Annotated in this window: 10 protein-coding genes; 3 read left to right on the plus strand and 7 right to left on the minus strand. The window is 44.3% G+C overall.

Annotated elements, in window-relative coordinates; translation table 11 throughout:
* Positions 1–191: 191 nt before the first annotated feature.
* From dapA to dapD, 3 genes are read left to right on the plus strand one after another with little or no spacing between them, the layout of a single operon-like run.
* The gene (gene dapA, locus FJU10_RS04995; RefSeq protein WP_140965309.1) at positions 192–1073 is read left to right on the plus strand and encodes a 4-hydroxy-tetrahydrodipicolinate synthase; all 882 of its coding nucleotides are present in this window, start codon (positions 192–194) and stop codon (positions 1071–1073) included.
* A gap of 13 nt (positions 1074–1086) precedes the next feature.
* On the plus strand, positions 1087–1842 hold the full coding sequence (dapB, locus tag FJU10_RS05000; protein WP_005233953.1) for a 4-hydroxy-tetrahydrodipicolinate reductase: 756 nt from the start codon (positions 1087–1089) through the stop codon (positions 1840–1842).
* A gap of 12 nt (positions 1843–1854) precedes the next feature.
* A complete protein-coding gene (gene dapD, locus FJU10_RS05005; RefSeq protein ID WP_140965310.1) occupies positions 1855–2568 on the plus strand; it encodes a 2,3,4,5-tetrahydropyridine-2,6-dicarboxylate N-acetyltransferase in 714 nt (237 codons plus the stop codon).
* Positions 2569–2713: 145 nt separating this feature from the next.
* Here the strand turns inward: dapD and FJU10_RS05010 are convergent, their stop codons facing one another.
* The 7 genes from FJU10_RS05010 to FJU10_RS05040 all read right to left on the minus strand — a co-directional run bounded on the left by FJU10_RS05010 (position 2714) and on the right by FJU10_RS05040 (position 12604).
* Positions 2714–3667 (minus strand): DHH family phosphoesterase, encoded by a 954-nt coding sequence (locus tag FJU10_RS05010; RefSeq protein ID WP_140965311.1) that lies wholly within the window; start codon positions 3665–3667, stop codon positions 2714–2716.
* Positions 3668–3721: 54 nt separating this feature from the next.
* Positions 3722–5053 (minus strand): DRTGG domain-containing protein, encoded by a 1332-nt coding sequence (locus FJU10_RS05015; protein ID WP_005228249.1) that lies wholly within the window; start codon positions 5051–5053, stop codon positions 3722–3724.
* A gap of 37 nt (positions 5054–5090) precedes the next feature.
* Positions 5091–5774 carry a metal-dependent hydrolase gene (locus FJU10_RS05020; protein ID WP_005233945.1) on the minus strand — a complete coding sequence of 228 codons (684 nt, stop codon included), beginning with the start codon at positions 5772–5774 and terminating at the stop codon, positions 5091–5093.
* Positions 5775–5973: 199 nt separating this feature from the next.
* Positions 5974–7413, minus strand: coding sequence for an MFS transporter (locus FJU10_RS05025; RefSeq protein WP_140965312.1), 1440 nt, complete (start codon positions 7411–7413; stop codon positions 5974–5976).
* Between the two features lie 241 nt (positions 7414–7654).
* Positions 7655–9337 carry a ribonuclease J gene (locus FJU10_RS05030; protein ID WP_010749981.1) on the minus strand — a complete coding sequence of 561 codons (1683 nt, stop codon included), beginning with the start codon at positions 9335–9337 and terminating at the stop codon, positions 7655–7657.
* A 122-nt stretch (positions 9338–9459) separates the two neighbouring features.
* On the minus strand, positions 9460–10512 hold the full coding sequence (locus FJU10_RS05035; RefSeq protein ID WP_140965313.1) for an aspartate-semialdehyde dehydrogenase: 1053 nt from the start codon (positions 10510–10512) through the stop codon (positions 9460–9462).
* A gap of 304 nt (positions 10513–10816) precedes the next feature.
* Positions 10817–12604 (minus strand): glycoside hydrolase family 13 protein, encoded by a 1788-nt coding sequence (locus FJU10_RS05040; RefSeq protein ID WP_034872136.1) that lies wholly within the window; start codon positions 12602–12604, stop codon positions 10817–10819.
* Positions 12605–12716: the final 112 nt, after the last annotated feature.

Consider the following 12716-nt stretch of genomic DNA (forward strand, 5'->3'; position numbering starts at 1 on the left):
AAATATCCATAAAAACCAACGAATATTCAGTTTTTCATTGATATTGTTTAATATTATAGTATATAATTCGAATAATCTATAGTATAAATTGTCGAAATGTTTCGATTTTTATTGAAAAATTTACCCCTCGTTTTGGTACAGTTATACGTAGAGTTACGAAAAATAAATTGGTTGAAAGGATGTGTCGTAGTTTGACAATATTCAAAGGTTCTGGCGTTGCGTTGATCACCCCTATGCTTCAAGATGGTTCGGTGGATTTCGATAAGCTGAAGGAGTTAGCGGAGTGGCATGTGCAGCAAGGAACGAATGCAATCATTGCATGTGGTACGACCGGTGAAGCATCCACGTTAGACGATGAAGAACATATCGCGGTGATCGAAGCGGTGGTAAAACAAGTTGCTGGTCGAATCCCCGTCATCGGCGGAACAGGCTCCAACAACACCCAACATGGGATCCATCTTTCAAAAGAAGCACAGCGCGTTGGTGCTGACGCATTATTGGTTGTAACACCTTACTACAACAAAGCGACCAAGAAAAGTTTAGTCGCTCACTATGAAGCAATCTGTCAAAGCGTTGATTTGCCAGTGATCTTATACTCCGTCAGCTCAAGAACCGGCTTAAATTTAACACCTGAAGCCGTGGCAGAACTAAAAAAAATACCCAATATCAAAGGCATCAAAGAGGCCAGCGGTGACATTTCGCAAATCGCAGAAATCGCTCGTCTTGCGGATGATGACTTTGCGATCTATTCAGGAAATGACGATCAAGTAACCCCAATTCTAGCTTTAGGTGGCTCTGGAGTGATTTCAACGATCGGCAATATTGCACCGAAACAAACGGCACAACTCGTTGCTGATTTCTTAAATGGTGATGTAAAAGCAGCCATCAAAGAGCAATTGCGACAAAAACCGTTGATCGATGCGATTTTCAGTGAAGTAAATCCTGTGCCGATCAAAGCAGCGGTCTCCTTGCTAGGCAAATGCGAATTGCATTATCGTTTGCCTTTGGGTGTCCCAGAAGATGCGACCCTCGTTCATTTAGAAGAAGAAATGACCAATTACGGATTGCTGTAAGGAGGAGTTTTTGGTGAAACAGATTTTATTAAGCGGTGCAAACGGTCGCATGGGCAAAGTGTTGCAAAGCCTGATCGCAAAGCACCCTCAGTTAGAAGTGGCCGCCGGCTTGGATCGTACCGAGCAATTAGATGGTCCTTTTCCAATCTATGATCGTCCAGAAAAAATCACGCAGCCAATCGATTTGGTGATTGATTTTTCTCATTATAGCAATGTCCCTGCCTTGTTGAACTATTGTGTCGAACAGCAGCTGCCAATCGTGGTTGCTACAACTGGTTTGACGGAAGACACGCAGATGATGCTGCCGTTAGCTGCTAAAGTGATTCCGGTTTTCTATTCTGCCAATATGTCGTTGGGGATCAATGTGCTGATCAAAGCACTACAAAGTATCACCCCCGCATTAGAAGCTGACTTTGACATTGAGATCATCGAAAAGCATCATAATCAAAAACTCGATGCGCCAAGCGGTACAGCTTTGCTGTTAGCAGATAGTATCAATGACAGCTGTGAAACAAAAAAAGAGTATCTCTACGGGCGTGAAGGCAGTGATCTAGTAAATGACCGCAAGCAGATGGGCATCCATGCCGTTCGCGGCGGAACGATCCCTGGGGAACACATTGTCATCTATGCTGGGCAGGATGAAATCATTGAATTAAAACACACTGCGCTCTCCCGCGAAATCTTCGCCAATGGTGCGCTAAAAGCAGCGGAATTTTTAGCCGATCAACCAGCCGGTTTTTATTCCATGCAAAATCTAATCGACAAGTAAAGGTGGTCTCTCATGACAGAATTACAATTTTCCGATCCTTATCAATTAGCAAAATATATCAAAGAAGCAAATAAACAAACACCTGTAAAAGTCTATATCAATGGAGATCTTGGAGACGTCCAAGCAGATGGCATCCAATTGTTTGGTAACGGCACCTTCTATTTCGTGGTTGGTGACAGTCAAAAAGTAGATGAGTTTTTAGCCGCGCACCAAGACAAAATCACCGATCACTATCTGGAAAATGATCGCCGCAACTCAGCGATCCCTTTGTTAGACTTGACGAAAGTCGATGCCCGTATCGAACCAGGTGCCTTTATCCGTGACCAAGCCATCATTGAAAAAAATGCCGTTATCATGATGGGGGCCGTGATCAACATTGGTGCCGTCGTTGGTGAAGAAACCATGATCGACATGGGTGCGATTTTAGGTGCCCGGGCAACCGTTGGGAAAAAAGCCCATATTGGCGCTGGTGCTGTCTTGGCTGGCGTTCTTGAGCCACCTTCAGCAAGCCCAGTCATCATAGAAGACAATGTTTTGATCGGTGCAAATGCCGTCGTCCTTGAAGGTGTCCGTGTTGGCGAAGGTGCAGTCGTCGCTGCTGGTTCTGTGGTGACTGAAGATGTCCCTGCTGGAGCAGTCGTTGCTGGCTCACCAGCCAAAGTCATCAAAATGAAAGACGAGAAAACGAAAAGCAAAACTGAATTTTTAGACGATCTACGGGGCTAAACTTCTTATTTTCTCGTAAATACGCAACAAAATAACGCAGTGCCGGTTCAGTGATGAGCCTGCGCTGCGTTTTGTCTAAAAAAGGGCATGCCGAAAGCTTTTGGCACGCCCTTTTTTTTATTGGCAAATGTTCTTGTGAAAGTGTTTATTCTGCTTGAAATTCTTTGATCGCTGCTTGGATCTCTTGATAGATTACTGCAACTTCTTCAAGGTCTTTTGCGTTTGCTCCACTGGCAAGGGGATGTCCGCCGCCATGATGACGTTTGGCGATCTCATTGATCACTGGACCTTTCGAACGCATCCGCACTCGGTAATAGCCTTCTGGTTGTTCGACAAAGATCGCCCAAGCCAGCACCTCATCGATTTTCCCTGGTAAGGAAACGACTGCTGAGGTTTCCGAATCCACTACGCCAAAACGCTGCTGCAATTCTTGTGATAGGATCACTTTGCCAGCACCAATCTCATCGATTTCGATGTTTTCGTAGACATACCCTGAAAGGCGGGCAACACTGCGAGAGACTTGATCCAATTGCCGATTGATCTTCGCTGCATCAAAGCCGTAATCCAATAGTTCAGCCGCTAAGCGCAGGGTTGTCGCTGTCGTTGCCGGATATAAAAACCGTCCAGTATCACCAACAATGCCCGCATACAGTAGACGAGCCGCTTCTTGGGTCATCGTCAGCTCGTTTTGAAACATTTGCCAAAACGAAACGATCATCTCACTACAGCTGCTGGCTTTCGTATTGACCCAGACCAGCTCTCCGTAAGGCTCATCATTAGGGTGATGATCGATTTTGATCAATTTCGCCCCTTGATCATAGCGTTGGTCACTGACCCGTGGTGCATTGGCCGTATCTGTAACGATCACTAGTGCCCCTTTATACAAATCATCAGGGATCGTCTGCATCAGCGCCAAGTAATCCAATCCTTCAACAGGTCCGCCGACTTGATAGATTTCTTTTTTTGGAAAACTAGCTCGTAAAATTTCTGCCAAGCCCACTTGTGATCCTAATGCATCTGGATCAGGGCGTTGGTGCCGATGGATAATGATTCGGTCGAATGCTTTGATTGTTGCAAGTATTTCTTCTTGTACCTTCATGAATGGTCTCAACTTTCTCTCTAAAATTTTACCATAAGTGCCGTTTTCGATGATTTATGGGCGTTCCATTACTTGGCATACCACGATCGCTTTTGCCACTAAGGAATTTTCGATCGATACTTCAATATCGATTTTCGCCGAACGTCGCCCCAGTTCTAGAATCTTCGGTTGAATGATGATCTCGCTTTCTAATTGGATCAAACGGAAGTAATGCAGATTGACTTGTTCGATCCAACTATTGCGCCGTTGATTCAACTGCATGGTACGTTTTGCCGTATTAGCGATCACTTCACTCAAGACACCAAAAGAGATCGTTCCGACTTCATTGACCATTTGAGGCGTCACCGCAAAGCTGAAATGCGGCTGCGGCAATTTGTTCCCTTCAAAATCTTGTTCGATGACTTGCATCTGTCCCGAGATTTGGTCTGAAATCGTATCTGAAATTTGTGTTTGTCGTTGGACCATCTGCATCGCTTTCATGATGTCTTGGCGTGTGACGATCCCAATCAAAGAAAGGTCATCTGCTACGACGGGCATCACTTCTAAGCCATCCCAAATCATCTGATGGCTGGCAGAGGCCACACTCATCTCTTTTTTTACGACCCGTGGTTCCCGGGTCATGATTCGTTCGATGATCTGCGTGTCAGGCTTTTCTAGGACATCTTTGGCTGTGATGATCCCAACGACCCGCATATTCTTGTTGACGACTGGATAGCGGGAGTGATTGGTAGACTCCGAAAGCAGTTTGTAATCCTTGACCGTATCAAAGGTGTGCAGATACTTGGTTTTTTCCAATGGCATATAAATGTCACTCACCAGCATAATGTCCTTTTTGATCAGCTGGTCGCTCAAGGCACGGTTGATCATCGTTGCCACGGTAAAGGTGTCATAGGTCGTTTGTAAAATCGGCAGCTCCAATTCGTCTGCTAAGCGACAGATTTCCTCTGAGGTTTCAAAGCCCCCCGTGATCAAGACGGCTGCGCCATCTTCCAGTGCCAACTTGTGGACTTCGTTACGGTTTCCGACGATCACTAAGGAACCAGGCGTGATGTAGCGTTCCATTGCCGATTCCTTCATGGCGCCGATAACAAATTTGTTCAAGTCTTTGTCTAAACCGGCTGCGCCGCCCAAAACATCACCTTCAATGATTTGGACGACTTCGCCGAAAGTTAGTTTTTCAATGTGTTTTTTTAGTTTTCGTTCGATACGGATGGTTCCGACACGCTGGATCGTTGAAACCAAGCCGATATTTTCCGCATCTTTGATCGCCCGATAGGCTGTTCCTTCACTGACATTCAAGTCTTTTGCGATTCCCCGCACCGAGATGCGATCGCCTACAGGCAGATTCTCGATATGCGCTAAAATCAAATCGTGTTTTGTCGCCATAATTATCCCCTATTCCTACTACGAATCTTCCTGTTGCTTAAACTTCTAATGTCTCACCGACTGCAAGGATCTGGCCCACTCCTGCCGGCAATAAATTCACGAAGGTTTGCGGATCTTGCTTGATCATTGGAAACGTATTGTAATGGATCGGTACTACTTTGCTCGCGTTTAAAAGCGCCGCTGCTGTTGCGGCATCTTGAACGCCCATCGTAAAATTATCCCCGATCGGTAAAAATGCCACATCGATGTCGAAACGTTCACCGATCATCGCCATATCGCTAAAGAGTGCAGTATCTCCAGCGTGGTAGATGGTTTTTCCTTCTGCTTCTAAAATGATTCCAACAGGATTGCCCATATAGATCATCGTACCGTCTTCTTCAAGACCAGAGCTGTGTTTTGCTTCCACCATTGAGATTTTGCCAAACGGAAACTCAAAAGAGCCTCCCATATTCATGCCATGCGTCTCAGCAACGCCTTTGCGGGCTGCATAGCGGCAAATTTCAACGACACTGATCACTGGCGCTTCGTTTCTTTTGGCGATCGGCACCATGTCTCCAATATGATCACTATGACCATGCGTGATCAAAAGCCAATCGGTTTCCACTGTCTCTGCATCCAAATCAGTCAGAGCATTTCCAGTAATAAAAGGGTCAAACAACAATTTTTGGCCATCCGCTAATTGGATAGCAAGCACTGAGTGTCCGTGATACGTGAGTTTCATACAACATTCCCCTTTCCATCTAAGTAATACAGTCTAATATTTTTCATTATAACAGATAACGCCAGAAATCCAAAAGCACAAATTCTGGCAACTTTAATACATCCGTCCTTTTTCTGGTTCTTGTCAAGAAAAATGAAAAAAACTGTTCTACCCTCTCTGAATAAGGAATAGAACAGTTCGACCTGATGATTTCAAGCAATCATAGCGTTTTCTTACGTCCGCCTTGTTTATAGATGCGCCAGACTGTTAAGAATAACGCTGTGATGCAAAGAAGAAACGCCCCAAAGAAGGTAATTTTCATGCCATAGGCAAAAATATCTGCCCGACCTGCGATATAGGTCGTCACATGCTTCCCATACGCTTGACTCATTGCGGCATAAAGAATCGTCGTTGCTAAGGATATCCCTAAGACCATGCCCAAATTGCGGGCAAAGGAATTTAGACTACCTGCCACCCCAAGGTTTTCTTTGGTGACACTGCTCATCACCATCGTATTGTTGGGGGATTGGAACAACGAATTGCCTAACCCCATGATGGCAGTGGCAACGATATAATACCAAATCGGCGTATGCTGATTCATAAACATATACATCAGCTGAGTGATGGATAGTAACGCTAAGCCAGCTAAGACCAAAATCTCCGGTCCTACGCGGTCCGTCAAATACCCGCTAAGTGGTGAACCAATGACCATCATCAAAGGAAAGACCATCATCAGCATTCCTGCCACGCTCGGCGTTAAGCCTCGGGCACTTTGCAAGTAAAAGGGAATCACGACATTGACAAAAAAGTTTGCAGAAAAGATCAGCAACGCCGTAATCAGGCTCATGGTGAAAATTTTATTACGAAAGATCCCAAAGGTAATCAGCGGTTTGCTCACACGCGCTTCTACTCGCAAAAAGACGATGAATGCCACTAAGGCGATCCCCACCAACAGCAGCGGCAGCCACGTTAGAAAGCCACGCTCTTGTCCAAGAAAAATGCCGCCGAAGAAGCTAATAATTGCAATTGAAAACAGCACAAACCCGGTTTTATCGATGGAATCATGACTCATGGTGATATCTTTTGGCAACACCTTTTCTCCAGCAATCATCGTCAGAATACCGACAGGAACATTGATCCAAAAAATAAACGGCCAAGAAAAATGCGCCAAAATCACTCCGCCTAATCCAGGACCGGCGATGGAGCCTAACGAAACAAAGGCACCGATCATCCCTAAGGCGCGTCCTCGTTCACTCATAGGAAAGACTTCAGTAATAATTCCGGTATTCGTCGCCATTGTCATGCTAGCACCGATCGCTTGCACCACTCGGGCAAATAGCAGAAATGCTAAGGAGTGATTAAACCCGCATAACAGCGAACCGATAATAAAGATCAGCATCCCCAAGCGGAATACTTTGATTTTGCCCCAACTGTCCCCTACCTTACCGAATAATAAAAGGCAGGCACAAACGATCATCAAGTAGACGGATACGACCCATTCCGCTTGATTCATAGGTACACCCATATCTGCCGAGATCGTCGGCAAAGCGATATTTACGATACTCCCATCCAATGTTGACATAAAGGTAAACATCGAAACAGCAATGAGAATCCACCACTTTCTCTGTTGTACTACGGGATTTTCTTGATAACTATTCACAAATCGACCATCCTCTCTTTGCTTGTTTTGTTCCTCTAGTCTTAGGGGGACAACTTTGTATTATTGATCGAAATCCATTCGTCGTCAATCCTTATCTGCTTATCACAACCAAAATAAAGGTCATTTTGTAAAAAAACCGCCGCTTGTTTTCTTCACAAAAAAAGACAAAAGCTTCGGTGAAAAGAAATCGGCCGTCAAACGGCTATTCTTTCACCTGCTTTTGTCAGTAGGTCAAAACGAATTATTTACGGTTGCGATTTCTTTGGCTTGATTCCATGATGACCGGCAAGATGACGGGACGGCGTTTGGTTTGTTCAAACAAGAAACGACTCAAACGATCACGGATATCTTGTTTCAATTTGCTCCATTCAAACTCTTCATCATGAAGGTGTTTTTCTACGATTTCTTCTACGATCTCGCCACTTTCACGAATCAGGTCACGGCTGGCTTTCACGTAGACAAACCCGCGAGAAGTGATTTGAGGGGCAGAAATAATTTTCTTTTCACGACGATTGATCGTCACTACCGCAACGAAGATTCCGTCTTCAGATAAGACTTTGCGGTCTCGCAGGACGATATTCCCAATGTCACCGACACCGATCCCATCGATCATGACGTTTTCAGCTGGAACCGCACCTGCGGCAAGCATTTCGCCTTTTTTGTATTCTAACACATCTCCACGTGCAGTAATGAAGATATTTTTCATCGGAATCCCGACTTCTTGCGCCAAGTCCACATGGGCGGCTAATTGGCGGTACTCGCCTTGAATAGGGATAAAGTACTTCGGCTTCATCATATTCAACATCAGCTGCAGATCATTCGGGTTGGCATGACCAGAAACACGGAAATTATCTGAGATCTGTTTTACGGTACCGCCAGCGCGATAGATGATATCTTCCGTTTTCGCAACCACCGTTTCCATTGCCGTTGTCGGCGTCGTTGTGATGTAAACAAGATCTCCTTCTTTGATGCGCAGCGTCCGGTGAGAGCCGTTGGCCATTTTTTGCAACGCTTTGATTGGTTCCCCCATGCGACCTGTTTCTAAAATCAACAACTGTTCGTCTGAGTATTTTTTCATTTCTTTTTGGGTGATCAGCAAGTCTTCGGCAGGTAATTTTAATTTCCCTAACTTCATGGCCGTTTTGATGATCCGACCAAAATCTTGCCCGGTCAAAACGACTTTGCGATCAGAACGAAATGCCGCATCTAGTACTTGTTGCACCCGTTGTAAATTGCTAGCAACGCTAGCGACGATGATCCGACCTTCCCAGTAACGGATATTGTCATAAACTTCATCTTGGATCGTCAATTCAGAAGCAATCGGCGTTGGATTTTCGGCATTTGAAGACGTACTTAGCAATGCTAAGACGCCTTCTTTTCCAATTTCCGCTAAGCGGCCAAAATCGGTTTGATACATAGGGATCGCTGTTTGGTCAAACTTGAAATCTCCTGTATAAACGATATTGCCAGCTTCTGTTTTTACGCTGATTCCAACAGAATCAGGGATAGAGTGGGTCGTACGGAAAAAGCTGATGGTCGCATGGCCAAAGTCGATCTCCGAATGTTCATCGATCACATGAAAATCTTTGAAGCGCTTGGTAGCTTCATTTTTATTCACGGTCAATTTTGCTAGTTCGATCGTTAACTCGGTCCCAAAGACCGGTACTTGGATATTCTCCAAGAAATAAGGCAATGCACCAATCGCATCTGCATGCCCGTGGGTCAAGAAGACACCCGCCACACGGTCGGCATTTTCTTCTAAATATGTGAAGTCTGGAATCACTGTATCGATCCCTAATAATTCATTTTCTGGATAACGGACACCGCAATCCAGCACAAATATATCCTCGCCAACTTCAGCAATGTACATGTTCTTTCCGTTTTCGCGTACACCGCCAAGAGGAATGATTTTTATCGTTTCCACTTTTATTCACCTCTTAATTTTTTTCTACTGTATTATTTCCCAAGCATAAGCCGTCCCTATTATTATACAACAAAAAAAAGAAAAGCGTGGCATTCACCACACTTTTCTGAAAAACTTATGGTTTACACATGAACTAATCCTTGCTGATGCAGGCTTTCGGCGATTTGAACGGAGTTCCATGCCGCACCTTTCAGTAAATTATCAGAAACGACCCATAAATGCAAGCCGTTTTCGACATCCAAGTCTTTGCGAATCCGACCAACAAAGGTTTCCGTTTTGTCCACACTGGTCAAAGCTTGCGGATATACTTGTTGACTCGGATCATCTTGTAAGACAGCTCCTGGCGCTTCGCTGATCCACTGCCTAACTTCCTCAACACTGGCATGGTCTTTGGTCTCGATATAAATCGACTCCGAATGACCGCTAAACACAGGGATTCTCACACACGTAGCTGCTACTTTGATCTGCGTATCTTCCATGATCTTCTTCGTTTCATTGATCATTTTCCACTCTTCGTAAGTATAATCCTCTTCGGCAAAAACATCGATTTGCGGCAAAGCGTTAAACGCGATTGGGTAGTGCTTTTTATCGCTGCCTGCTGGTAAAATCTCAGGGTTTAGTTCATCAGCGGCTTTGCCGGCTAATAGTTCTTGAGATTCACGAGTCAATTCAGCCAAGGCTTGTGCGCCAGCACCGGAAACTGCTTGATACGTTGAAACCAAGACCCTCGATAAACCGACTTTTTGACGAATCGGTTCTAATGCCACCATCATTTGAATCGTTGAACAATTCGGATTGGCAATGATTCCTTTATGTTGCGCTAATGTATGAGGATTCACCTCAGGAACGACTAGAGGAACATTCGGATCCATCCGAAAATGACTGGTATTGTCGATCACGACTGCACCGTGTTTGACTGCTTCTGGAGCAAATTGTTTTGAAATGCCACCACCGGCACTGAACAATGCAATATCGACTCCCGCAAAGGAATCTGCGGTCAGCTCTTGAATAACGAGCGGTTCATTTTTGAACACAAGGGTCTTCCCAGCAGAACGTTTGGATGCCAACAACGTTATTTTTTTGATCGGCAACGTGGTCTTCTCCAACATCTCAATCATTTTTGTTCCTACTGCGCCGGTAGCTCCGACAACTGCTATGTGATACTCTGTACTCATCAAATCACTCCTCGAATAAAAATACATTTTTACTAGTTTATCATATCTTGTAAAAAAGAAAAGACCTTTCGTGGAAAGAAGCGCAAAAAGAAGGCAGAACTATCTAAATTTTCAATCGTTTTCCCCGTTTTTGGAAAAAACTACCTATATTTAAGGGTTATCATTTGTCACATTTAGGTGTTATAGGATATAATACCGACAGAAGGAATTTTGGGGAAGATTCTTTCCAACGTGCATGGGGAAATTAAAAATACCCAAAACATTGAATGAGGCAAGAATTGCATATGCAATTCTTGCCTCATTTTTATGCTTCATTCGATTCTTCGTTATTTACTTTCACGATAGCAAAGCCTTTGTTATCAATGATCATCGTCTCATCTTCCAGTTGGACAAACTGTTCCATCAAAATTGAATCAGGACGAGAGAGTGTAAGTTGGTCCTCGCCAGTGTTGAAAATACCGATGATCCGCTGTGCCCCCAACTCTCGTTCGAAAATGATCAGGCCATCTTCTTCCGAAACCCAGTTCCAACTCAAGGAACCTTCAGATAAGACTTTTTGGTTGTCTTTGCGTAGTTTGATCAATGACTGGGTGAAATGCAGCAAATCACGATCTTGCTTTTCCTCATCCCAAATCATACATTTACGACAATCCGGATCCATATCACCGGTCAAACCAATCTCATCACCGTAATACAGGCAAGGAACGCCTTGTTGCAGATACGTAAAGGCCATCACTTGGCGCATCAAGTCTTTGTCTCCCCGAGCCAAAGTTAACAAACGCGGGGTATCATGAGAATCCAAAATATTGAACTGCACTTGGTTGGTTTGCTCCCGATACAACATCAGCTGGTTATTTAATTCCGAGACCATTTTCGTCATGGAGATCTCGTCTTTGACAAAATATTCAATAATTGCATCTGTAAAGGCGTAGTTCATCACTGCATGAAACTCGTCGCCTTGTAACCAGCGTTGAGAAGAATGCCAAATTTCCCCAAGGATATAAAAATCATCTTTGGCCTCATCACACACTTGGCGGAATTTTTTCCAGAAGAAGTGACTAACTTCATTCGCCACGTCCAAGCGCCAAGCATCGATATCAAATTCTTCGATCCAATAACGAGCGATCTTCAACAAATAATCTTGCACATCGGGATTTTCCGTATTGAGTTTCGGCATATGCGGCGTAAAGGCAAAAACATCATAGGTGATGTCATAAGCGTCTTCAAAGTTTTCCCCTTCTTTGTAGTTGACAGGAAACTCATTGATGTGGAACCAATCAGCAAACGGCGAATCTTTGCCGTTTTTAATGACATCTAGCCATTGATGCGAAGTATCCCCCATATGGTTGAAAACAGCATCCAACATAACTTTGATGCCGCGTTTGTGGCATTCCTCCACTAATCGTTTAAAGGTATCGTTATCACCAAAAGCAGGATCGATGGCCAAATAATCGATGGTATCATACTTGTGATTCGAATAGGCCTCAAAAATCGGACAGAAATAGATCCCATTGATCCCTAGATCGACAAGATAATCCAAATGATCGATGACCCCTTGTAGGTCCCCACCGAAAAAGTCTTGGCGATCGGGATTTTTTGAGCCCCACGGCAATACACCTTCTGGATCATTTGATGGATCCCCGTTCGCAAAGCGCTCAGGGAAAATTTGATACCAAACCGTTTCTTTCGCCCACTCGGGAATTTTGAAACGATCGGCTTCTTGGAAGTAAGGCATCCGAAAATAATTGTTGTTCATTTCTAAATATTGCTGTTCAAAGGGATAGACCCCGTGATCCCCATAGAAGACATGCAACCCATCGTAACTTTCGATGGAAAAGCCGTAAGACAAACGGCGGAATTCTGCTCCGACCGATACTTGCCAATAATCATGCAAGTCCGTGGAAAGAATTTTTTGCATTTCAATTCTTTGTTGGTACCACGCTTCTTTATACAGTGTGTAAGGATCACCGCAAAGCAGCTGGACATGGCGGACGTCTTGACGGGCGGTACGCAAACGGATATGCATTTTATCCTTCTCGTACAAATACGCAAATTCACTTTCGGGACGATGATAGATGGCAGTAGTATTCATAGCAGACTCCTTTGACTTGTTTGATATACTCATTGTCGCACAAATCAGAAGTCAAAACAAGAGAAAAACGCAATCGGTTGCTTTATCTAAAAAATCGATAATATAAGTTAAT

The sequence above is a fragment of the Enterococcus sp. OL5 genome, assembly GCF_006491895.1.
In the GTDB taxonomy this organism is placed as follows: domain Bacteria; phylum Bacillota; class Bacilli; order Lactobacillales; family Enterococcaceae; genus Enterococcus_D; species Enterococcus_D innesii.

Bases quoted from the DNA above. Each gene is read 5' to 3' on its own strand.
- dapD (WP_140965310.1), top strand. From the start codon at position 1,855: ATGACAGAATTACAATTTTCCGATCCTTATCAATTAGCAAAATATATC.
- FJU10_RS05010 (WP_140965311.1), bottom strand. From the start codon at position 3,667: ATGAAGGTACAAGAAGAAATACTTGCAACAATCAAAGCATTCGACCGA.
- FJU10_RS05015 (WP_005228249.1), bottom strand. From the start codon at position 5,053: ATGGCGACAAAACACGATTTGATTTTAGCGCATATCGAGAATCTGCCT.
- FJU10_RS05020 (WP_005233945.1), bottom strand. From the start codon at position 5,774: ATGAAACTCACGTATCACGGACACTCAGTGCTTGCTATCCAATTAGCG.
- FJU10_RS05035 (WP_140965313.1), bottom strand. From the start codon at position 10,512: ATGAGTACAGAGTATCACATAGCAGTTGTCGGAGCTACCGGCGCAGTA.
- FJU10_RS05040 (WP_034872136.1), bottom strand. From the start codon at position 12,604: ATGAATACTACTGCCATCTATCATCGTCCCGAAAGTGAATTTGCGTAT.